Annotated in this window: 19 protein-coding genes and 2 tRNA genes; 7 read left to right on the top strand and 14 right to left on the bottom strand. The window is 66.8% G+C overall.

Annotated elements, in window-relative coordinates; translation table 11 throughout:
• The first annotated feature begins 8 nt into the window (after nt 1-8).
• Genes rodA through pknB form a run of 4 tightly spaced genes read left to right on the top strand, consistent with a single transcriptional unit; the run spans nt 9 to nt 6,032 of the window.
• On the top strand, nt 9-1,418 hold the full coding sequence (gene rodA, locus U0R18_RS20905) for a peptidoglycan glycosyltransferase RodA (RefSeq protein WP_526372073.1): 1,410 nt from the start codon (nt 9-11) through the stop codon (nt 1,416-1,418).
• A complete protein-coding gene (pbpA, locus tag U0R18_RS20910) occupies nt 1,415-2,893 on the top strand; it encodes a D,D-transpeptidase PbpA (protein WP_526372075.1) in 1,479 nt (492 codons plus the stop codon). Before rodA ends, pbpA begins: the two co-directional genes overlap by 4 nt.
• Nucleotides 2,893-4,155: a serine/threonine-protein kinase gene (locus tag U0R18_RS20915; protein WP_526372077.1), complete on the top strand. Its 1,263-nt coding sequence runs from the start codon at nt 2,893-2,895 to the stop codon at nt 4,153-4,155. Before pbpA ends, U0R18_RS20915 begins: the two co-directional genes overlap by 1 nt.
• Nucleotides 4,152-6,032 (top strand): Stk1 family PASTA domain-containing Ser/Thr kinase, encoded by a 1,881-nt coding sequence (gene pknB, locus U0R18_RS20920; RefSeq protein ID WP_526372079.1) that lies wholly within the window; start codon nt 4,152-4,154, stop codon nt 6,030-6,032. The genes U0R18_RS20915 and pknB overlap by 4 nt, the downstream gene beginning before the upstream one ends.
• Here the strand turns inward: pknB and U0R18_RS20925 are convergent.
• Together U0R18_RS20925 and U0R18_RS20930 are read right to left on the bottom strand one after the other, a co-directional pair.
• The gene (locus tag U0R18_RS20925) at nt 6,010-6,675 is read right to left on the bottom strand and encodes an aminodeoxychorismate/anthranilate synthase component II (protein WP_526372081.1); all 666 of its coding nucleotides are present in this window, start codon (nt 6,673-6,675) and stop codon (nt 6,010-6,012) included. The two genes, pknB and U0R18_RS20925, sit on opposite strands and share 23 nt — an antisense overlap.
• Nucleotides 6,676-6,697: 22 nt before the next feature.
• Nucleotides 6,698-7,444 carry a DUF881 domain-containing protein gene (locus tag U0R18_RS20930; RefSeq protein ID WP_526372083.1) on the bottom strand — a complete coding sequence of 249 codons (747 nt, stop codon included), beginning with the start codon at nt 7,442-7,444 and terminating at the stop codon, nt 6,698-6,700.
• A gap of 86 nt (nt 7,445-7,530) precedes the next feature.
• On the opposite strand from U0R18_RS20930, the gene crgA reads away from it, so the two are divergent.
• On the top strand, nt 7,531-7,794 hold the full coding sequence (gene crgA, locus U0R18_RS20935; protein WP_526372085.1) for a cell division protein CrgA: 264 nt from the start codon (nt 7,531-7,533) through the stop codon (nt 7,792-7,794).
• 147 nt (nt 7,795-7,941) lie between these two features.
• A complete protein-coding gene (locus tag U0R18_RS20940; protein WP_526372087.1) occupies nt 7,942-8,364 on the top strand; it encodes a PH domain-containing protein in 423 nt (140 codons plus the stop codon).
• 105 nt (nt 8,365-8,469) lie between these two features.
• Here the strand turns inward: U0R18_RS20940 and U0R18_RS20945 are convergent, their stop codons facing one another.
• Nucleotides 8,470-9,000, bottom strand: a complete 531-nt coding sequence (locus U0R18_RS20945) for a peptidylprolyl isomerase (RefSeq protein ID WP_526372089.1) — start codon at nt 8,998-9,000, stop codon at nt 8,470-8,472.
• A 138-nt stretch (nt 9,001-9,138) separates the two neighbouring features.
• On the opposite strand from U0R18_RS20945, the gene cwsA reads away from it, so the two are divergent.
• Nucleotides 9,139-9,567, top strand: coding sequence for a cell wall synthesis protein CwsA (gene cwsA, locus U0R18_RS20950; RefSeq protein ID WP_526372091.1), 429 nt, complete (start codon nt 9,139-9,141; stop codon nt 9,565-9,567).
• A gap of 40 nt (nt 9,568-9,607) precedes the next feature.
• Here the strand turns inward: cwsA and U0R18_RS20955 are convergent, their stop codons facing one another.
• The 11 genes from U0R18_RS20955 to dnaA all read right to left on the bottom strand — a co-directional run bounded on the left by U0R18_RS20955 (nt 9,608) and on the right by dnaA (nt 22,217).
• Nucleotides 9,608-10,279: a pyridoxine/pyridoxamine 5'-phosphate oxidase gene (locus U0R18_RS20955; protein WP_526372093.1), complete on the bottom strand. Its 672-nt coding sequence runs from the start codon at nt 10,277-10,279 to the stop codon at nt 9,608-9,610.
• A 29-nt stretch (nt 10,280-10,308) separates the two neighbouring features.
• A tRNA-Ala gene (locus tag U0R18_RS20960) sits at nt 10,309-10,381 on the bottom strand.
• A 139-nt stretch (nt 10,382-10,520) separates the two neighbouring features.
• Nucleotides 10,521-10,594 (bottom strand) — tRNA-Ile (locus tag U0R18_RS20965).
• A gap of 59 nt (nt 10,595-10,653) precedes the next feature.
• The gene (locus U0R18_RS20970; protein WP_526372095.1) at nt 10,654-11,529 is read right to left on the bottom strand and encodes a DUF3566 domain-containing protein; all 876 of its coding nucleotides are present in this window, start codon (nt 11,527-11,529) and stop codon (nt 10,654-10,656) included.
• A gap of 30 nt (nt 11,530-11,559) precedes the next feature.
• Nucleotides 11,560-14,082 carry a DNA gyrase subunit A gene (gyrA, locus tag U0R18_RS20975; RefSeq protein WP_526372097.1) on the bottom strand — a complete coding sequence of 841 codons (2,523 nt, stop codon included), beginning with the start codon at nt 14,080-14,082 and terminating at the stop codon, nt 11,560-11,562.
• Between the two features lie 51 nt (nt 14,083-14,133).
• Entirely contained in the window at nt 14,134-16,155 is a 2,022-nt protein-coding gene (gene gyrB / locus U0R18_RS20980; protein WP_526372099.1) for a DNA topoisomerase (ATP-hydrolyzing) subunit B, read from the bottom strand.
• A 225-nt stretch (nt 16,156-16,380) separates the two neighbouring features.
• Entirely contained in the window at nt 16,381-16,950 is a 570-nt protein-coding gene (locus U0R18_RS20985; protein WP_526372101.1) for a DUF721 family protein, read from the bottom strand.
• A 20-nt stretch (nt 16,951-16,970) separates the two neighbouring features.
• On the bottom strand, nt 16,971-18,107 hold the full coding sequence (gene recF / locus U0R18_RS20990; RefSeq protein WP_526372103.1) for a DNA replication/repair protein RecF: 1,137 nt from the start codon (nt 18,105-18,107) through the stop codon (nt 16,971-16,973).
• A gap of 6 nt (nt 18,108-18,113) precedes the next feature.
• Nucleotides 18,114-19,007 (bottom strand): phosphogluconate dehydrogenase (NAD(+)-dependent, decarboxylating), encoded by an 894-nt coding sequence (gene gnd, locus U0R18_RS20995; protein ID WP_526372105.1) that lies wholly within the window; start codon nt 19,005-19,007, stop codon nt 18,114-18,116.
• Between the two features lie 19 nt (nt 19,008-19,026).
• Nucleotides 19,027-20,226 (bottom strand): DNA polymerase III subunit beta, encoded by a 1,200-nt coding sequence (gene dnaN, locus U0R18_RS21000; RefSeq protein ID WP_526372107.1) that lies wholly within the window; start codon nt 20,224-20,226, stop codon nt 19,027-19,029.
• Between the two features lie 485 nt (nt 20,227-20,711).
• Nucleotides 20,712-22,217: a chromosomal replication initiator protein DnaA gene (dnaA, locus tag U0R18_RS21005; RefSeq protein WP_526372109.1), complete on the bottom strand. Its 1,506-nt coding sequence runs from the start codon at nt 22,215-22,217 to the stop codon at nt 20,712-20,714.
• Nucleotides 22,218-22,714: the final 497 nt, after the last annotated feature.

Below are 22,714 nucleotides of genomic sequence, written 5' to 3' on the forward strand. Positions count from 1 at the left end.
GGGGCATCATGACCACCGCACCGCAGTCGCCGGTGGCGCTCACCCCGCCGCTGCCGAACCGGCGCAACGCCGAACTGTTCCTGCTGTGCTTCGCCACGGTCATCACCGTGGTGGCCCTGCTGATCGTCGAGATCAACCAGGAGCAGGGCCTGTCCTGGGATCTGCTCGGCTATACCGGTTCGTTCCTGGCCCTGTTCGTCGTCGCACACCTGGCCATCCGCCGCTACGCGCCCTACGCCGACCCTCTGCTGCTGCCGGTGATCGCCGTCATCAACGGCCTGGGCCTGGTGATGATCCACCGACTCGACCTCGCCAACGGCGGTCAGCTCCCCTATGACGGCCCCAGCGCCGGGCAGCAGACGCTGTGGACCCTGATCGGCGTCGGCGCATTCACCGCCGTCGTCGTCCTGCTGAAGGATCACCGGCAGCTGTCCAGCTACGGCTACGTGTGCGGGCTGACCGGTCTGATCCTGCTCGCCGTTCCGGCGTTGTTGCCGTCCCGGTTCTCCGAGGCCGGCGGGGCCAAGATCTGGATTCGCCTGCCCGGCTTCTCGATCCAGCCCGCCGAGTTCTCCAAGATCCTGCTGCTGATCTTCTTCGCGTCGGTGCTGGTGTCCAAGCGCGACCTGTTCGCCAGCGCCGGCACGCACGTGCTGGGCATGGACCTGCCCCGGCCGCGCGACCTCGCGCCGCTGCTGGCCGCCTGGGCCATCTCCGTCGGCGTGATGATCTTCGAGAAGGACCTCGGCACCTCGCTGCTGCTGTACGCGTCCTTCCTGGTGATGGTCTACATCGCCACCGAGCGATTCAGCTGGGTCGTCATCGGCCTGGCCCTGTTCGCCGCGGGAGCCGTTGTCGCATATCACCTTTTCGGTCACGTCCGGGTTCGGGTGCAGACCTGGCTGGACCCCTTCGCGGACCCCGACGGCGCCGGCTACCAGATGGTCCAGTCGATGTTCAGCTTCGCCACGGGCGGGGTCTTCGGCACCGGCCTGGGCAATGGGCAACCCGGCAACGTTCCGGCCGCCTCCACCGACTTCATCATCGCCGCCATCGGCGAAGAACTCGGACTGGTCGGCCTCGCGGGCGTTCTCATGCTCTACACCATCGTCATCGTCCGCGGCCTGCGCACCGCGATCGCGGTGCGCGACAGCTTCGGCAAACTGCTGGCCGCCGGGCTCGCGTCCACGCTGGCCATCCAGCTGTTCATCGTGGTCGGCGGCGTCACCAAACTGATCCCGCTGACCGGCCTGACCACACCGTGGCTGTCCTACGGCGGCTCGTCGCTGCTGGCCAACTACGTCCTGCTGGCGCTGCTGGTGCGGATCAGCCACGCCGCCCGCCGGCCCATCGTCACCGGGCCCATCCCCCAGCAGCCGATCGCTGTCGCGCGAACCGAGGTGATCGACCGGGTATGAACACCTCATTGCGGCGCATCTCGATCACCGTCATGGCACTGATCGTGCTCCTGCTCGTCAATTCCACTGTCACACAGGTCTTCCGGGCCGACGGGCTGCGGGCCGATCCCCGCAACCAGCGGGTGCTGCTCGACGAGTACTCCCGCCAGCGGGGCCAGATCACCGCCGACGGCCAATTGATGGCCAACTCGGTCTCCACCAACGGACGCTTCCGGTACCTGCGGGTCTATCCGAATCCCCTTGTGTACGCGCCGGTTACGGGCTTCTACTCGCTGACCTACTCGAGCACCGGGCTCGAGCGTGCCGAGGACTCCATCCTCAACGGCTCCGACGAGCGGCTGTTCGGACGCCGGCTCGCCGATTTCTTCACCGGGCGCGACCCGCGCGGCGGCAACGTCGACACCACCATCGTGCCGCGGGTCCAGCAGGCCGGCTGGGATGCCATGCAGCAGGGCTGCCCCGACGGTCCCTGCAAGGGCGCGGTGGTTGCCGTCGAACCGTCCACCGGCCGGATCCTGGCCCTGGTGTCGTCCCCCGGCTTCGACCCGAACCTGCTGGCGTCCCACGACCTGTCCGCGCAGTCGGCGGCCTGGCAGCAGTTGCGCGACGACCCGAACTCGCCGTTGACCAATCGCGCCATCTCCGAGCGGTACCCGCCGGGCTCGACGTTCAAGGTCATCACCACCGTCGCCGCCCTGCAGAACGGCCTGACCGAGGACGAGCAGCTGACGGCGGCGCCGTCCATTCCCCTGCCGGACAGCACGGCCACCCTGGAGAACTACGGCGGCACCCCGTGCGGCGCCGCACCGACGGCGTCACTGCGCGAGGCGTTCGCCCGGTCCTGCAACACCGCGTTCGTCGAACTCGGTCTGCGTCTCGGGGTCGACGCGTTGCGGTCGGCCGCCGGCTCGTTCGGTTTCGACTCCGACCCCGAGCCCATCCCCCTGCAGGTCTCCGAATCCACCGTCGGGCCCATCCCGGACCGGGCCGCGGTGGCGATGTCGAGCATCGGCCAGAAGGACGTCTCGGTGACGCCCCTGCAGAACGCGCTGATCGCCGCGACCATCGCCAACAACGGCGTGATGATGCGGCCCTTCCTGGTGTCCAGCCTCAAAGCACCTGACCTGGCCAACCTGGCCACCACGATTCCGATCCAGCAACGTCGTGCGGTGTCTCCGCAGGTCGCGACTAAACTCAGAGATTTGATGGTCGCCGCCGAGCAGAACACACAGCAGAAAGGGGCGATCCCCGGCGTGCAGATCGCATCCAAGACCGGTACCGCTGAACACGGCACCGATCCCCGCAACACCCCGCCGCATGCGTGGTACATCGCATTCGCGCCCGCGCAGGCGCCGAAAGTGGCGGTCGCCGTGTTGGTGGAGAACGGCGGAGATCGACTGTCTGCCACCGGCGGCGCGGTCGCGGCCCCCATCGGGCGGGCTGTGATCGCCGCGGCCCTACAGGGAGGATCGTGATGAGCCCCCGCGTCGGCGTGACTCTGTCCGGGCGCTACCGCCTGCAGCGCCTGATCGCCACCGGCGGCATGGGCCAGGTGTGGGAGGCGGTCGACAGCCGGCTGGGCCGGCGGGTCGCCGTGAAGGTTCTCAAGGCCGAGTACTCCTCGGATCCGGAATTCGTGGAACGCTTCCGCGCCGAGGCTCGCACCGTCGCGATGCTGAACCATCCGGGTATCGCGGGCGTGCACGACTACGGCGAGACGGAGATCGACGGCGAGGGCCGCACCGCCTACCTGGTGATGGAACTCGTCAACGGCGAACCCCTGAACTCGGTCCTCAAACGCACCGGGCGACTGTCGCTGCGGCACACCCTGGACATGCTCGAGCAGACCGCCCGCGCACTGCAGGTCGCGCATGCCGCGGGTCTGGTGCACCGCGACGTCAAACCCGGCAACATCCTCATCACCCCCACCGGGCAATGCAAGCTCACCGATTTCGGCATCGCCAAGGCCGTCGACGCCGCCCCGGTGACGCAGACCGGAATGGTGATGGGGACCGCGCAGTACATCGCACCCGAGCAGGCCCTGGGCCATGATGCCACCGCGGCCAGCGACGTGTACTCGCTGGGAGTTGTTGGCTACGAGGCAGTTTCGGGCAAGCGGCCATTCACCGGCGACGGTGCCCTGACGGTAGCGATGAAGCACATCAAGGAGACGCCGCCCCCGCTGCCCGCCGATGTGCCACCCGAGGTCCGGGAACTCATCGAGATTGCCCTGTCCAAGAACCCCAGCATGCGCTACCGCAACGGCGCAGCGTTCGCCGACGCCGTCGGGGCCGTGCGGGCCAAGCGCCGACCACCGCGGCCCAACCACACGCCGGCCATCGGCCGCGCGGCACCGGCGGCCATCCCGTCGACCGGCACCGCCCGGCCCGTCGCCGAGGCCCGGCCCGCTGCCCCCGCCCGGCCCCGCAGCCAGACCGGCACCCACCGGCCCCCGCCGGCTCGCAGCACGTTCTCCCCCGGTCAGCGCGCGCTGCTGTGGGCCGCCGGCGTCCTCGGCGCGCTCGCGATCATCATCGCGGTGCTGATCGTGATCAACGCCCGCAACGACAACCTCGACCAGAACCAGACCCCGTCGACGGTCACCGAGACCACCCTGGCGCCCCCGGGCAGCCCGGCCCCGGCGCAGCCGACCGACTGGACCGAAGAACAGCCTCGAATGCGGGTATCCCCGCACATCATCTCCGTTCCGCCCGGCCCCAGTGAGACAGCCACATGACGCAGCCTCATCCACCCCAATACCTCTCCGACCGTTACGAACTCGGGGAGATCCTCGGCTTCGGCGGGATGTCGGAGGTTCACAAGGCCCGCGACACGCGTCTGCACCGCGACGTCGCGGTGAAGATCCTGCGCGCCGACCTGGCCCGTGACCCGAGCTTCTACCTGCGCTTCCGCCGCGAGGCCCAGAACGCCGCCGCCCTGAACCACCCGGCGATCGTCGCGGTGTACGACACCGGTGAGGCCGAGACCGCGTCGGGGCCGCTGCCCTACATCGTGATGGAGTACGTCGACGGGGTGACACTGCGCGACATCGTGCACACCGACGGCCCGATCCCGACGCGCCGGGCCATCGAGATCATCGCCGACGCCTGTCAGGCACTGAACTTCAGCCACAACCACGGCATCATCCACCGCGACGTCAAACCCGCCAACATCATGATCAGCAAGAACAACGCGGTCAAGGTGATGGACTTCGGAATCGCACGGGCACTTGCGGATTCGCACAGCGTCACCCAGACCGCGGCCGTCATCGGCACCGCCCAGTACCTCTCCCCCGAGCAGGCCCGCGGTGACTCCGTCGACGCCCGCTCCGACGTCTACTCGCTGGGCTGCGTGCTCTACGAAATCCTCACCGGGGAACCACCTTTCGTCGGCGACTCACCGCTGGCGGTGGCCTACCAGCACGTGCGCGAGGATCCCGTCGCGCCATCCAAGCGCAACCCCGCCATCGGGCCCGAGCTCGACGCGGTGGTGCTCAAGGCGCTGGCGAAGAACCCGGACAACCGCTACCAGACCGCCGCCGAGATGCGCGCCGATCTGGTTCGCGTCCACAACGGCGAGGCGCCCGAGGCGCCCAAGATCCTGACCGACGACGAACGCACCTCACTGCTGGCCGCCAACTCCGGCCGGGGGCTGGCCGACACGGATCAGATTCCGCGCCAGGGTAATCCGTACGACGACCGCCGAACCGGGTGGTCGGTGGCGCGCTGGCTGACCGCGCTGGCCGTGCTCGCGGTCCTGACCGTTGCCGTGACGGTCGCCATCAACACCTTCGGCGGCGGCACGCGCCAGGTGCAGGTCCCCGACGTCAAGGGTCAGGTGTCCGCCGACGCGGTGGCCACGCTGCAGAATCACGGGTTCCGGACCAACACCCTGCAGAAGCCGGACTCCGTGGTGCCACCGGATCACGTGATCGGCACCGACCCGGCCGCCAACACCTCGGTGAAGGCCGGCGAGGAGATCACGGTGAACGTGTCCACCGGGCCCGAGCAGCGCGAGGTCCCCGATGTCGCCACGCTGAGTTACGGCGACGCGGTGCAGAAGCTCAAGGCGGCCGGTTTCAGCGTGTTCAAACAATCGAACGCGCCGTCGACGCCCGAGCAGAAGGACAAGGTGGTGGGCACCAGTCCGCCGGCCAACCAGACCTCGGCGATCACCAACGAAATCACCGTCATCGTCGGTTCGGGCCCCGAGAGCAAGGAAGTCCCCGACGTCACGGGTCAGACAGTGGCGCAGGCGCAGCAGAACCTCACGGTCTACGGCTTCACCAAGGTCACGCAGGTCGACGTCGACAGTCCCCGCCCAGCCGGCACCGTGCTGAGCACCAACCCGGCCACCGGTCAGAGCGTTCCGCTGGACACCATCGTGGAGTTGCGGGTGTCCCGCGGCAACCAGTTCACGATGCCGGACCTGACCGGCCAGTTCTGGGACGACGCGTTTCCCAATCTGCGGGCACTGGGCTGGACCGGATCGCTCATCAAGGGCGCCGACGTGCCGAACAGCGGTCAGCGCAGCGCGGCGGTGGTGACGCAGAGCCCGGCGGCGGGCAGCGGGGTCAACTTCGACGCACCGATCACGCTGGCTTTTGCCCAGTAGCCGCGCGGACGGTATCAGCGATCTCGCTCTCCAGCCGGCGCACCAGATTCTCGTCGGGTGCCGCACCGCACACGGCCAGCCAGTTGGCCAGCATCCGGTGACCACCCTCGGTGAGGATCGACTCGGGATGGAACTGGACTCCGTGGATGGGCAGTTCGGTGTGCCGCACACCCATGATCACGCCGCTGCGCGTGCGCGCGGTGACCTCGAGCTCGGCCGGGACGGTCTCCGGCAGGATCGTCAGTGAGTGATACCGGGTTGCGGTGAATGGATCCGGAAGGCCGTGCAGCACTCCGACATTCGTGTGGAAGACGGTGCTGGTCTTGCCGTGCAGCAATTCCGGGGCACGATCGACGGTGGCACCGAAAGCGACCCCGATCGCCTGATGGCCCAGGCACACGCCGAGCAGGGGAGTGCCCGTCGCGGCACTGGCCCGCACCATCGGGATGGTGGCGCCGGCCCGTTCGGGCGTGCCCGGGCCGGGGGAGAGCAGCACCCCGTCGTACTGTCCCGCCACCGCTTCGGGGTCGGCCAAGCGGTCGTCGTCGTTGCGCCAGACCTCGGCAGCCACGCCCAACTGCCCCAGATACTGGACCAGGTTGAACACGAAGCTGTCGTAGTTGTCGACGACCAAGACGCGCATCGGCCCAGGCTACCGGGTGGGTTCAGTACGGGATCGGCCCGGCGGGCTGCGCGTAGCGCATGCGAATCGGCTCGTCGTATCCGGCAACCCGGACATCGTCGCGGGCATCCTCGGTGTAGCCCAGCCCGAACCGGACCACATATTGCTTGTAGAGCGTCACCAGGGGAGCGGCGGCCAGTGCGGCCCGCATGGCAGCGACGTCACCGATCGCCGTCACCGTATAGGGCGGGCTGTAGGTGCGGCCGTTGAGCAGCAGCGTGTTTCCGACGCAGCGCGGCGCGGACGTGGCGATCAACCGCTGGTCCTGCATCTGGACGGCCTCGGCACCGGCGCTCCACAGCGCGTTGAGCACGGCCTGGACGTCCTGCTGGTGCACCACCAGATCGTCGGGGGCCGCGTCGCGGGGGAAGCGGCCGTTGGCGTCGCGTTGCGCGTCGGTGAGGGTGATGACCAGGCCGGGACCGCGCACGGGGCCGAGTCGGGCGGCCAGATCGTCGGCCCGGGCCTGCATGGCGGCCAGCGCCAGGTTCGACGACCGACCGTGGGTGTTGTCGATCTGTCCGGCCAGGGCATCACGTTGCGCATTGAGGCGCTCCACTCCGGCCTGCGCCTCGCGGACCATGTCGACCAGGCGGGGGGAGTCGCTGCTGCGGATCTCGGTGCCGCCGGAGACACCATGGGTGGCCGCCAGCAGCAGGCCCGCCAGCAGGCACACCACCGGGACACCCCACCGCCACGGCGAGCGCGCGGCGTCGCTGGTGCCGACCATTCGCTCCTCCCGGGGATTCCGGCTTTGGTGCTGGACTGGGTTAATCTCGTAGCCGTCTGTCGAAGATATCCCCTCAGAAGGTAGCCATGCCCAAGTCGAAGGTCCGCAAGAAGAACGACTTCACCGTCAACCCGGTTTCGCGTACCCCGGTCAAGGTCAAGGCCGGTCCTTCGAGTGTGTGGTTCGTCGTTCTGTTCACCGGCTTGATGCTGGTCGGGCTGGCCTGGCTGCTGGTCTTCCAGCTGGCCGGCTCGGAGCTGTCCTGGATGAGCGACCTGGGTCCGTGGAACTACGCGATCGCGTTTGCTTTCATGATCACAGGGTTGTTGCTGACCATGCGCTGGCACTAACACCTTTCGACGCGGTGCGCCGTGCCCGGGTGAGGGCTTGGTCACAGTTTGCCGCCAGCTTCCGGGCGGGGCAATCACACGCGTGTTATTCATCCCCATTGTTGATAGCGTCTGTGGATAACCGCATTAGCCTTGGTAAGAGGGCCTATGTATCCCCAACAGCAAACGCGTTGGCAGCCGAGGACGAGCGGCATCCTGGCATTCGCGGCACTCGGTCTGATCCTGGCAATCGTCAGTGTGACTGGAATCACAGATCCGCCGGGCCGGGTGCTGTGCGGCGTTGCCGCGGTCGGGCTGCTCGTGTTTGCAATCACCGCCCTGCGCGGTCGGCCCAAACTGGCGATCACGCACGACGGTCTGACACTTCGCGGGCCGTTGCGCACCACCACATTGCATCGGGCGGACATCACCCGCATCCGGATCACCGAGATCCGCCGGATCGGCCGCAAGGTGCGGCTGCTGGAGATCGACACCACCGATGACCGGCTGTTCGTGCTCACCCGATGGGATCTGGGTACCGACCCGCTGGACGTGCTCGACGCGCTGACCGCGGCCGGCTACGCGGGCTGAACCCTCACATTTCCCCGCGAGCTCTCACATTTCCCCCGCGAGTGTGCGCGTCGGTACGCAACACGCCGTGCCGAGCCGTGCTTTTGTGCACGCTCGGCGTCAGCGTCAGGAGATGGTGATCGACTCGATGACCACCGGCTCGACCGGACGGTCGTTGCGGTCCACCGCGGTGGTGGCGATGGCGTCGACCACCCGCTGCGAATCCGGGTCGACGACCTCACCGAAGATGGTGTGCTTCCGGTTCAGATGCGGCGTCTTGCCCACCGTGATGAAGAACTGCGATCCGTTGGTACCCGGGCCGGCATTGGCCATCGCCAGCAGGTACGGCTTGTCGAACTGCAGCTCCGGGTGGAACTCATCGGCGAATCGGTAACCCGGGCCGCCGCGACCGGTGCCGGTCGGATCGCCGCCCTGGATCATGAATCCATCGATGACGCGGTGGAAGACCGCGCCGTCATAAAAGGGTCCGGAGTTGCTGCCCGAAGCATTCAGTTCGGAATACTCCTTGGTGCCCTGGGCCAAGCCGGTGAAGTTCCCGACGGTCTTGGGGGCGTGGTTACCGAACAGCGCGATCTTGATGTCGCCGCGGTTGGTGTGCAGTGTCGCGGTGCCGGTCTGAATGGGGCTCGTGGTCACGGGAAGCCAGTGTGCCATCTCCGCATCGACGGGTCCGATGCACCCTGTGCTCCGGCCCCGCCCCAGGCGCGTTCGCCCACAAGATCGCCGCGATGGTGGCAGGGTGAAGGACGCCGCCCCGGCCCCAGAGAGGAAGTCATGGAGACCGACACCGACATCCGGCTGACCCCCGCACGACGGCTCACCCGAGGCCTTTCCCGAACTGCCGCCGGTCCGGTCGACATCACGCGCGGGACGCTCGGGCTCGTCGCGCAGTCGGTCGGCGCGACGTTCGGCGGCCTGCGCCAGCAGTTCCGAAAGAGCCAGGCGCGCAAGGAACTTCGTCGTGAGCTCGCCGATGCCAAGAGCCTGGTGGCCCACGAGTTCGCTGACGTCAAACAGGCCGTGCAGGAGCTGGCCGAGTCGAAGGGCGGCCGGGGCCCGCGGCGCAAGCGTCTGCTGATCGCCGCCGCGGGGGTGACCACGCTGGCCGGGGGAGCGGCGCTGTTCTCCACGATCCGGCGTTCCCAGCGCCGCCCGGAGCCGTCGCCGCTGCCGCCGAGCGTTCCCGTCGAACCCAAGCCCTGACCCCGGAGTGCACGGCAGGCCGGCGTCGACGACCTGCCGCCTACGGCCACAACCGGGTACGGTCCCAGCCGTTCTCGATGCGCTGATAGCTCAGCCGCCAATGTCGCCGATCGGGGGAGCCCTGCCAGAATTCGACCTCCCCGGGCGCCACCGCACAGGACTTCCATTCGTCCGGGACCAGGCCGGGGTCCTCGTCGAGTTTGCGCTGGGCCTTGTCGATCTCGGCGTCGAGCTCGGCGGGATCGACCAACGGCTGACTCTGCCGCAGCGTCAACGCCATCGCCCGTGAACCGATCGGGCGGGCCCGGAAATCCTCGGCACTGGCTGCGGTTCCGTCCTCGATGACCGCACCCGTGATCCGCACCTGACGAACCAGTGCCGGCCAGTAGAAGGTCAGCGCCGCCGCCGGGCAGGCCGCGAGATCGCGGCCCTTCTGACTGACCGCGCTGACCGCGAAGTGCCACCCTTGCTCGTCGACCGCTTTGAGGATCAACATCCGTGCGCGCGGCAGCCCTCTCGCATCGACGGTCGACAGCGTCATGGCATGCGGTTCCGGAACTCCAGCGGTCACCGCGTCCTGCAACCATGACGCGAACAACGCCACGGGATCGGCGGGCACCGTCTCGGTGTCGACCGGTGGGCCCGAGCCCTGCAGCACCGGCAGCGCCCGCAGATAGGAACGTCCACCGTCGACGGGGGACCAGGTCGTCACGGTACGACCGTAGACGAGGAAAGTACTTGTGGAGCCTAGGAGATTCGAACTCCTGACATCTGCCTTGCAAAGGCAGCGCTCTACCAACTGAGCTAAGGCCCCTGGGGGTGGTCGGCGGCTGAGTGCCACACCTCGCGGTGCCGCAACCGGTGCACGGTCACCGCCGCCGCCACGGCGACCAGCAACGCGAGAACCCGCTTCACGGTGCACCTTCCTGCCTGTCGACTTCACAGGCTCACCGTGGGCCTAGGAGGACTCGAACCTCCGACCTCTTCGTTATCAGCGAAGCGCTCTAACCGCCTGAGCTATAGGCCCGTACACGTGCACGACCGAGCGACGAGATTACCGCACCAGGGGCCGAGCCCCCAAACCGCTCAGTCGCGGTCGGCCAGGGTGACCTCGACGCCACCGACGATGTCGGTGCTCAGGTTGTACACGAACGCCCCGATGGTGGCCATCGCGGTGAGCAGGACGATGTTGAGCAGACCGATCAGCAGCGCGCCACCGAAGATGGACCCGGCGGAAACCAGTTCACCGCCGCCGCTGTTGCTGGTCAGCAGATCGCCGACGTTGCTGTTGAGCTTGCTCCACACGCCCATGCCGCCGAGCACCAGATAGAGGAACGCCACCGCGATCATCCACACGAAGAACAACGCCACCGACAGCAGCGCCGACACCTTCAGTGCGCTCCACGGATCCACCCGCCGGATCTGCATGGTGGCCCGCACCGGGCCACCCTTGGAGCGCGGTCCGACCTGGATCCGACTCCCGGCGCCCGGCGCCCGGTCCGGGGCCGTGGTGGCCACTTCGGGCTGATGCTTGGGCGGGCGCGGCAACGGACCGGACAGGTCCGGCAGCTCGCTGGCGTAGTCCGTCTGTCGAGCCACCTCGACGCGGGTGGCTGCCGGATCCGGCTCCGCCACAACTGGTTTCGTTGCCTGGAAGGCGGCCGGAGCGGCAGTGCCGGTGATGTAGCGGCTGGCCCGAGCCTCCACGGGCACTCCGGTCGACGGCGCCGGGGGTGCCGGTGTGGTGGCCACCGGCGGAGCCGTCGGAGCCGTCGGAGGTGCGGGCGGCGCCGCGGCCGGCGGGCGGGTTTCGATCCGAGCCGTCGTCTCGGCGGGGCGCGGCGCCGGCTGCGGACCCCGCGCGGCCGCGCGCTGCCACGGCGGTGCCTCGGTGGTCTCGCCGGACCCGCTCCCGGTCGTGGCCGCGGTCGCGCCCTCGCCCGGCTCGTTCGGTGAACTCACCCCATGCTCCTCACGTCAGCCCCGCCCGGCCTACTCGTCACCGGCGTCGGGAGCGGCGTCCTCGATATCCGCGCCGTCCTCGGAGACATCTTCGTCGGCATTGCGTGCGATTGCCAGCAGAGTGTTGTCCTCGCCGAGATTCATCAGCCGCACACCCTTGGTCTGACGACCCGCCTTGCGGACCTGTCGCGCCGCCGTGCGAATCACCCCCCCGCCGGAGGTGATCGCATACAGCTCGCTGTCCTCGTCGACGATCAGGGCGCCCACCAGCCGGCCACGCTTGGTGTCGTACTGGATGGTCAAGATGCCCTTGCCGCCGCGGCCCTGGACCGTGTACTCCTCGATGTCGGTGCGCTTGGCATAGCCGCCCGAGGTCGCCACCAGCAGATAGGTGCCCTCGCGGACCACGTTGAGGGACAACAGCCGATCGTCGGCGTTGAACCGCATGCCCTGCACACCGGAGGTGGCACGACCCATCGGCCGCAGCGCCTCATCGGTGGCCGAGAACCGGATCGACTGACCGTTGGCGCTGACCAACAGCAGGTCGTCCTCGGCCGAGCACAGCACCGCGCCGACCAGTTCGTCACCGTCGCGCAGGTTGACCGCGACGATGCCGCCCGAACGGTTGGAGTCGAAATCGGACAGCTTCGACTTCTTCACCAGACCGTTGCGGGTGGCCAGCACCAGATACGGCGCATCCTCGTAGCTCTTGATCTGGATGACCTGAGCGATGCGTTCCTCGGGCTGGAATGCCAGCAGGTTGGCAACGTGCTGGCCGCGCGCCGTGCGCGAGGCCTCGGGCAGGTCGTACGCCTTGGCCCGGTAGACCCGACCCTGCGTGGTGAAGAACAGGATCCAGTCGTGCGTCGAGCAGACGAAGAAATGGTTGACGATGTCGTCCTGCTTGAGGCCGGCGCCCTGCACGCCCTTGCCGCCGCGCTTCTGGCTGCGGTACAGGTCGGTCTTGGTGCGCTTGGCGTAGCCGGTCTCGGTGATGGTGACGACGACGTCCTCGCGCTGGATGAGGTCCTCGTCGGTGACGTCGCCGTCGGCGGCGATGATGCGGGTCCGTCGGTCGTCGCCGTGCTTGTCGGCGATCTCCGCGAGCTCGTCCCGGACGATGGCACGTTGCCGCTCCGGCTTGGCCAGGATGTCCTCGAGGTCGGCGATCTCGAGTTCGATCTTGGCCAGATCGTCGATGATGCGCTGCCGCTCCAGCGCCGCCAGGCGGCGCAGCTGCATGTCGAGGATGGCCTGGGCCTGGATCTCGTCGACGTCGAGCAACTCCATCAACCCGACGCGCGCGACGTCGGCGCTCTCCGAGGCACGGATCAGGGCGATCACCTCGTCGAGCGCGTCGAGTGCCTTCACCAGACCGCGCAGGATGTGGGCCCGCTCGTTGGCCTTGCGCAACCGGTACGTGGTACGCCGCACGATGACGTCGAGTTGATGCGCGACGTAGTAACGGATCATCTGGTCCAGCCGCAGGGTGCGCGGCACCCCGTCGACGATGGACAGCATGTTGGCCCCGAAGCTGGTCTGCAGCTGGGTGTGCTTGTAGAGGTTGTTGACGACGACCTTGGCCACGGCATCGCGCTTGAGCTCGACGACGATGCGCAGGCCGACCCGGTCGCTGGACTGATCCTCGATGTTGGAGATGCCGCCGAGGCGGCCGTCGCGCACCTGCTCGGCGATCGAGGTGATGAAGTTGTCGTGGTTGACCTGGTACGGCAGCTCCGTGATCACCAGGGAGGTACGGCCTTTGGAGTCCTCTTCGATCTCGACGACACCGCGCATGCGGATCGAGCCGCGCCCCGTCTTGTAGGCATCCTGGATGCCGGCCGACCCGACGATGAGGCCGTGCGTGGGGAAGTCGGGTCCCTTGACCCGCTCCATGACGGCCTCGAGGGTGGACTCCTCATCGGCCTCGTGGTTCTCCAGGCACCAGTAGACGGCCTCGGCCAGCTCGCGCAGGTTGTGCGGCGGGATGTTGGTGGCCATGCCGACCGCGATGCCGCCCGAACCGTTGGCCAGCAGGTTGGGGAACCGGCTGGGCAGAACCGTCGGCTCCTGCACCCGGCCGTCGTAGTTCGGCGCGAAATCGACTGTCTCCTCATCGATTTCGCGGAGCATCTCCATCGCCAGCGGAGTAAGCCGAGCCTCGGTATATCTCATGGCGGCCGCCGGGTCGTTGCCCGGCGAGCCGAAGTTGCCCTGCCCGTCGACCAGTGGGTAGCGCAGCGACCACGGCTGGGCCATCCGGACCAGGGTGTCGTAGATCGAGGCGTCGCCGTGGGGGTGGTAGTTACCCATCGTCTCGGCAACGGACCGTGCGGATTTCGCGTGCGAGCGATCCGGCCGGAAACCCGAGTCGTACATCGCGTAGAGCACCCGGCGGTGCACCGGCTTGAGGCCGTCGCGGACCTCCGGCAACGCGCGGCCCACGATCACGCTCATCGCGTAGTCGATGTAGCTGTTCTGCATCTCCTGCTGGATGTCGACCGGTTCGATACGGTCGTGCGAGTCGCCCTCCGGCGGCATGGTGTCGGTCATGAATCCCTCATAATCGGGTTGATCGTCGTGGAGCCGAACGTCTTGAACGACTTAAACATCAAGGAATCGAACGTCTTTGGCGTTGCGTGTGATGAAGCTGCGGCGGGCCTCGACGTCCTCGCCCATCAGGATGGAGAACAGTTCGTCGGCGGCGGCCGCGTCGTCGAGCGTGATCTGGCGCAGCACGCGCACCGAGGGATCCATGGTGGTCTCCCACAGCTCCTTCGCGTCCATCTCGCCCAGACCCTTGTAGCGCTGGATGCCATCGTCCGTGTTGATCTTCTTGCCGGCCTCGCGGCCGGCCTTCAGCAGACCGTCGCGTTCGCGGTCGGAGTAGGCGAATTCCGGTTCGGAGCGTTGCCATTTCAGCTTGTACAGCGGCGGCTGGGCGAGGAACACATGGCCGTGCTCGATCAGCGGCCGCATGAAGCGGAACAGCAGCGTCAGCAGCAGGGTGGAGATGTGCTGGCCGTCCACGTCGGCGTCGGCCATCAGGACGATCTTGTGGTAACGCAGCTTGGCGATGTCGAATTCGTCGTGGATACCGGTGCCCAGCGCGGTGATGATCGCCTGCACTTCGGTGTTCTTCAGCACCCGGTCGATGCGCGCCTTCTCGACGTTGATGATCTTGCCGCGTAGCGGCAGGATCGCCTGGAACATCGAGTCCCGGCCGCTCTTGGCCGAGCCGCCGGCCGAATCACCCTCCACCACATACAGTTCGCACTTGCTCGGGTCGGTGGACCGGCAGTCGGCCAGCTTGCCCGGCAGGCCGCCGATATCGGTGGCGCTCTTGCGCCGCACCAGATCGCGGGCCTTGCGCGCGGCCGCGCGCGCCTGAGCGGATGAAACAGCTTTGTTCACAACGGTTTTGGCCTCGGCCGGATTGGCCTCGAACCAGTGGCTGATCTGTTCGTTGCAGATCTTCTGCACAAACGACTTGACCTCGGTGTTGCCCAGCTTGGTCTTGGTCTGGCCCTCGAACTGCGGATCGCTGACCTTCACCGAGATGACCGCGGCCAGCCCTTCGCGGATGTCCTCGCCGCTGAGATTGGGGTCCTTGTCCTTGAGGAGCTTCTTCTCCTTGGCGTACTTGTTCACCACCGATGTGAGTGCCGCCCGGAAACCTTCCTCATGGGTGCCGCCCTCGTGGGTGTTGATGGTGTTCGCGAAGGTGTGCACCGACTCCGAGTAGCCGCCGTTCCACTGCATCGCGATCTCGACCTCATGACCCTCGCCCTTGCCGTCGAAATCGATGACGCTGGGCTGGATCGGGCTCTTGGTCCGATTGATGTGCTTGACGAAGTCGACCAGTCCACCGGGGTAGTGGAATACCCGGTGCTTGACCTTTTGTGGGCCGGCCTTCTCGGCGGCCTGCTCCTCGGCGGTCTTGGGCGCTTCGGCGGTGTCGCTGACCTCTTCGTCCACCACCTCTTCCGGGGTGACCCGTTCGTCGGTCAGCTCGATGGTGAGGCCCTTGTTGAGGAACGCCATCTCCTGGAGCCGGCGCGCGACGGTCTCGAAGTCGTAATTGGTGGTCTCGAAGATGTTCGGATCGGCCCAGAATCGGATGGTGGTGCCGGTCTTCTTGGTGCTCTCACCCTGCCGCAGCGTGCCCGGCACGGAGTTGTCGTAGGTCTGGAACCATTCCGACCCATCGGTGCGGATGTCGGCTTCCAACCGCGTCGACAAGGCGTTGACCACGGAGACGCCGACGCCGTGCAGACCGCCGGACACACTGTAGGCGCCCTCCTCGAACTTGCCGCCGGCGTGCAGCACCGTCATCACGACGTCGACGGTCGGGATACCGGTGGCGTGCATCGCGACCGGGATGCCGCGGCCGTTGTCGGTGACCTCGACCCCGCCGTCGTCGAGCAGTCGTACGGTGACCCGGTCGGCGAACCCGGCCATCGCCTCGTCCACCGCGTTGTCGACGACTTCCCAGATCAGGTGGTGCAGACCGCGCTCACCGGTGGAACCGATGTACATACCCGGACGCTTGCGAACCGCTTCGAGCCCTTCGAGAACCTTGATGGAATCAGCGCCATACGCTTCTTGCTTCTTCTGGGCAGCCACGGTCGGGGAGGTCTCCTCGGAATCAAAAGGGCCGGGCGGTACAGCACCGCCGCGAGTCTTGTCCACAGTCTACCGGGAAGGGGAGACAGGACTGGATCTGAGGCCGCGTTTCTACACGGCTAACTGCGCCGTGCGCAGAATTTCTCGACCAAAGGAATGTTTCGACGTTCGAGGGGGCCAAAAGAAGTCTTCTCGGGCCGCTGAGGCGATAGGATGCGGGGTCAATCAGCCGTACGTGTCCCGCGGTCCGCGCCCGGGGACGCTCCGAGGCCCCTTCCGCCATGACGGACCCACCGGACCGGTGATCTTCAGCGCTGTCACCACGCCATCTCCGACCGCCGCAGCGATCTTGGCGAGCAGCTGGGCCTGCACCATCCGCAACTGGGTGGCCCACGCCGTCGATTCGGCGGTGATGCTCAGCACCCCGTCGGTCAATCCGGTGGGGGTCGCATGGTCGGCGATCTGATCGCCGACCACACTCGGCCACTGCCCGAAGACCGCGCCTTCGGATACCCGCCTGTTCCAGCCCCGGGTCTTGGCCAGATCCCGGGTGGCTGCGCTCAGCGGTTGCGGGTCGCGGCTGTCCGGGCCGGGGCCCGACCAGCGTCGACGACGGCCGGCGCCGCGTACCCGGCCGACCGGGGGAGAGCTGCGTCCACGTCCGACGTCCTTGCCCTCCGCACGCGCCGCACCGCGGGCTTCCTCGAGCGCACGCCGCACCAGATCCATCCCGGCGAGCCCCGCAAGGTGTTCCGGCGGGCCGGCCGGTGGCGCTCCGTCTCCCTCGGGTTCCATGGGTTCATTGTGCGACCCGGTCATGACACCAGCACCGACAACCGGTCGGCCATGTCGATGGTGATCCGCTTGGGCGCCCAGTTCCCGGGGATGTCCTCCGGAACCGCCGCCGTGATCAGGACCTGTTCGGCAGATTCCGCAACCCCGGCCAGCGCGGCACGTCGCGCGGTGTCGAGTTCAGCGAACACATCGTCGAGAAGTAGTACCGGTGTGGCTCCGTCGGCCTTGAGCAACTCGAACGCCGCCAACCGCAGCGCCAGTGCCATCGACCACGATTCACCGTGGCTGGCAAAGCCTTTCGCCGGCTGATCGCCCAGGATCAACTCCAGATCGTCACGATGTGGACCGACCAGACAGAGGCCGCGTTCCAGCTCCGCGGACCGCCGCCGCGCCAGACCTTCGAGCAATGCCGCCTCGAGATCCGCGCCGTCGGCCGAGGTACCAAGAATCTCGTCGACACTGCTGCGATACCGGATTGCCGCGGGCCGCGACGCCGGTGCCAGCACTGCGTACGCCTTCTCCACCTCCGGGGCCAGGATCTCGACGAGTTCCAGTCGCGCCGCCATCAGCTGCGCACCGTGTGCCGCCAGGTGGCCGTCCCACACCTCGAGGGTTTCCAGGGCACTGTTGTCGCCCCGAAATCGGGCCGCCGCAACGCTTTTGAGCAGCGCGGTGCGCTGTTTGACGACTTTTTCATAATCGGCGCGAATGGCTGCGATCCGCGGCCGATGCAGTGTGGCCAGTTCGTCGAGGTACCGCCGTCGCTCACTGGGATCCCCCCGAACCAGCGCCAGATCCTCCGGCGCGAACAGCACCGCCCGCAGCACCCCGAGGATCTCGCGGGTGCTGCGCACCGGGGAGCGGTTCAGCAGAGCCTTGTTGGCCCGGCCGGCGACCACCTCCAGATCAATCGCCAGTTCGCGGCCCTCACTGACCACTATCGTCGAGATGACCGCTCTGCTCTCGCCGGATCTGATCAGTGGTGCGTCGGTACCGACCCGGTGTGACCCCAAAGTGGCGCAATACCACAGGGCTTCGACCAGATTGGTCTTGCCGAAACCGTTGCGCCCGACGAAGACCGTCGCCCCCGGGTCGAGGTCGATGTCGACGGATTGCCACGATCGGAAGTCGCGCAGTCCGAGCCTACGGACGTACACCGCCGATCAGCCCGAGAGCGGAGTCCGCTTGACCGCGTGTCCGCCGAACTGGTTGCGTAACGCGGCAACGGCCTTCATCGTCGGCGAATCTTCTTGTCTGGAAGCAAATCTGGCGAACAGCGACGCCGCGATCACTGGTGTGGGGACCCGGTGATTGATCGCTTCCTCGACGGTCCAGCGGCCCTCACCGGAATCGTCGGTGTAACCAGAGATGCCGGCCAGACCCGGGTCTTCCTTCAGCGCCTTGGCGAGCAGTTGCTGCAACCAGGACCGCACGACTGTCCCGTTGGTCCAGGCCTGGATGACCGCTTGGACATCGGTGATCAACGGCTCGGCCGCCAACAGCTCATAGCCCTCCGCGTAGGCTGTCATCAGTCCGTACTCGATGCCGTTGTGCACCATCTTGGCGTAATGGCCCGCCCCGACCGGCCCGGCATGGACGAACCCGTCCGCGGGCTCACCCGGCGGCCGCAAGGTCTCGAAGATCGGCATGGCGCGAGCGACGTCCGCGTCGGCGCCGCCGACCATCAATCCGTAACCTTCCTCGAGACCCCAGACGCCGCCGGATACGCCCGCGTCCATGAACGCAATACCCTTGTCCGCCAACAACTTCGCGTGCGGTCCGTCCTCGGTGAACCGGGAGTTCCCCCCGTCGATCACCAGATCGCCCGGGCCCAGCACATCGGCCAGCTCGCGGATGGTGTCGTCCGTGATCGGACCGGACGGCACCATCACCCAGACCACCCGTGGTGCCGGCAGGGCCGCGGCCAGGGCGGCCAACGACTCGACATCGCTCACTTCGGGACGCGGGTCGTACCCGATCACTTCGTGACCACCGCGACGCAGCCGCTCGCGCATGTTGAAGCCCATTTTGCCCAGTCCCACCAGGCCCAGTTGCATGACGGTTCCTTCGCCGAGGTCAGCCGGGCAGCCGGACCGGCATCAGGAGATAGACGTATTCGGTGTCCAGTGCGGGGTAGGGACCGTTGCCCTCCGGGGTGGGCGATTCGTCCCCCAACACGGGCCGCAACACCGCCGGCTTGCTGGGAGTGGTGAACCCGAAGGACACCTTCTCCGAATGCAATGAGCCCAGCCCGTCGGTCAGATAGTTCGGATTGAACGCGATGGTCAAGGGCTCACCGGCGAACTCCACCGGCAGGTCCTCTTCCGCGCGACCCACGTTGTCCGCGCTGGCCGAGATCCGAAGACCGTTGTCGCTGAACTCCATCCGGACCTGCGCGCCGCGGTCGGCGACCAGCGCGACACGCTTGATCGCCTCCGTCAGTTCGGCCACACCGATGGTGGCCATCGCGGTGTGCTCGGCCGGGAGCAGCTGGCGAAACTTGGGGAACTCCGCGTCCAGCAGCCGGCTGGTGCTGCGTTTGCCGTCGCTGCGGATGCCCAGTAGGCCCTCCTTGCCGACGGCTTCCCCGGCACCGAGAGCCAGGTGGACGTCAGTACCGGCCGCTCCGGTCTTCGCGGCCTCGGCCAGCGTCTTGGCCGGCACCAGCACGGCTGCTTCCAGGCCGCTACTGCTGGTGGACCACCGCAGCTCACGCACCGCCAGTCGGAACCGGTCAGTTGCCGCCAAAACGACTGTCTCACCGTCGATTTCGACCCGGATACCGGTCAACATCGGCAGCGTGTCGTCCTTACCGGCGGCAACCGCAACCTGTCCGATGGCCTCTCCGAAAAGGTCCGCGGAAACAACACCCGTCTCATCGGGCAGCGCCGGCAGCGCCGGATAGTCCTCGACTGCCATCGTGGGCAGGGAGAACCGCGCACTACCGCAGTTCAACGCCACCCGGGTGCCGTCGACACTCACCTCGACCGGTTTGGCCGGCAGGGCCCGCGTGATATCGGAGAGCAGACGGCCGGAAACCAGAACACTTCCCGGGGTGGCGATCTCGGCGGGCACCTGGACCTCCGAGGAAACCTCATAGTCGAAGCCCGAAATGGTCAGACCCTCGTCCGTTCCGGTGAGCAGCACACCGGCCAGTACGGGCGCCGTCGGGCGACTCGGCAGATTCTTGGCGACCCAGGCGACCGCATCCGCGAAGTCATCACGCGCCAATCGGAATTTCAAATCGGTCAGGCCAACAGTCGTCGCTTCGGCCATGGTGTCCCTTCGTCATCCCCCGGCAAGAGCCGGCTTGAAAGCATCTGCCAGCGGATACGGGTCCAGCGGCACCCCGACCGTAACCGCAGTTGCTGAATCACCGTAGAGCTTTCGGCCCGAACTTGAAAGCCCGACCGGGAGCGGCTCGACGGCACCGCCAATCGACGGACCGGTGGTGTGGATGGCGCTTGTCCCCAACAGCCTCTTCTAGAGAAGAAAGAGAGTTGAAAATTCGGTATCAGTAATAGGCCCTGTGAGTCCTGTGGATCACTGCCGTCGACCCAGTCCAGGGCATCGCGCTGGTGTGTATGGACGGGGGATGGCCGGTCGGTGGCACTCGGGTTGCTGTGGACGGAACGGAGGTTGTGCACGCCCTGGGGGTCGGGCACCGGATAGTCGGGCATGTTGTGCACAGGGTGGTGCACAGTGTTGCGATGTGACAGGTGATGTCGTTGTGCCGGAAGTTTTTTCGAGATCGGCGTGGTTCAGCGCTTGGAACGCTGCCGGATCCGTGTGGTGAGTTCCTTCACGTGATCGAATACCTCGCGCCGCTCGGCCATTTCGCTGAGGATCTTGCGTTGCGCGTACATAACGGTGGTGTGGTCGCGACCGAATGCCTGACCGATCTTGGGCAAGGAGAGATCGGTGAGTTCGCGGCACAGGTACATGGCGATCTGGCGGGACTGTGCTAGGGCGCGGGTCTTGCCGGGGCCGCGGAGCTCCTCGACGGTGGTGTCGAAATACTCGGCGGTGACGGCCATGATGGTCGCGGCGCTGATCTGCATGGTGCTCGCATCGGCGATGAGGTCGCGCAACACAATGTCGGCCAGCGATTTGTCGATCGGTGTCTTGTTCAGCGATGCGAACGCGGTGACGCGGATCAGGGCGCCCTCGAGTTCACGGATGTTGCGTTCGATGCTGCTGGCGATGAGTTCGAGGACATCGTCGGGTACATCGAGGCGGTCCATCTGCGCCTTCTTACGCAGGATCGCAATGCGCGTCTCGAGCTCGGGAGGCTGGACGTCGGTGATCAGACCCCACTCGAACCGGGTACGCAGCCGATCCTCGAGGGTGGCCAACTGTTTGGGTGGACGATCCGATGAGATGACGATCTGCTTGTTGGCGTTGTGGAGGGTATTGAAGGTGTGGAAGAACTCCTCCTGGATACCTTCCTTGCCCTCGATGAATTGAATGTCGTCGACGAGCAGGACATCGGTATCGCGGTAACTGCGTTTGAAGGCGACCTTGCGGTCGTCGCGCAGCGAGTTGATGAAGTCGTTGGTGAATTCTTCGGTGGAGACGTACTTCACCCGCATCCCGGGGAACAGGCGCTGGGCGTAGTTCCCGGCGGCGTGCAGCAGGTGTGTCTTGCCCAGACCGGATTCGCCCCAGATGAACAAGGGGTTGTAGGCCCGGGCGGGCGCTTCGGCGATGGCGAGTGCGGCGGCATGGGCGAACCGGTTCGAGGCCCCGATGACGAAGGTGTCGAAGGTATAGCGGCGGTTGAGACTGGTGCCTTCGGAGGTCGAGGTGTCCTCGATGCGGCGGTCCGTGAAGTATCCGGGCCAGCTCTCGTGCGCGCTGGCCAGTGCTTCGCCGTCCTCGTCCACCTCGTCCTCGGAATCGAGGTCGGCCTGGTCGGGGGGATCGGCCGGCGCGGGTTCCGGGGCATTGTCCTCGGTGGCGGGCGCAATGCGGACGCCGAGTTCGACGCGTTGCCCCAGCCGGCGGCTCAGGGCGTCGGTGATCTGGGTCCGCAGGTGCCGTTCGATCTCGTTCTGCACGAAACTGCTCGGCACGGACAGCAGTGCAAAGCCCTCGACGATGGTCAGGGGTTTGACCAGGTTCAACCAGGCGCGCTGTTGGGGGGTCAAGGACCGGAGAGTGCTGTCACCGTTGTGGGAAAGGTGGGCGGATTCGAGGTCGCCGTTGAGTTCAGCCACCACATCGGCCCACATCACGGAAAAGGTCTGTCCGGGATCGTCCGTCACGACGAATTCCCCCTCTGGGCCGGCAACGTGAAAATGGCGATGACAGTCTGTCCACATAGTTATCCACAGTTGTGGACGGACAGCTGCCCTCGCACTGGAGCGTACCGGCGACGGCACCCCCGAGTAGAACCAGTACAGCCGGATGACCCCGAATCCGACGCTCTGTTGTCTGGCACGCTCCGGTGGAAGCGGCTTTCGCAGAAGTTAACAGGTTTATTTCGGGGTGCCAACCGTTCTGCAACATTCCGCCAAATTTTCTGTGGGCGTGATGTTTGGCCGGTGGATCGAACGGGTACCGGCGGTTGGGACCGGAGGGGCAGCAGGGCGAAGTTTGACCCAGCGAACGCAGGTCAGTACCCTCGAACAGTCGCCCGAACGTCGGCGACACGGCCGCGAACCAGGAACTTCTGGATGACGCGCCGGCTACCCGCGAGAGCTTACCAAGGGCCGCGGTGTCGACCCGTGTGGACGCGCGGATCGAAACTGCGGTCGGATGC

Source organism: Mycobacterium sp., assembly GCF_046330795.1.
Taxonomy (GTDB): Bacteria; Actinomycetota; Actinomycetes; order Mycobacteriales; family Mycobacteriaceae; genus Mycobacterium.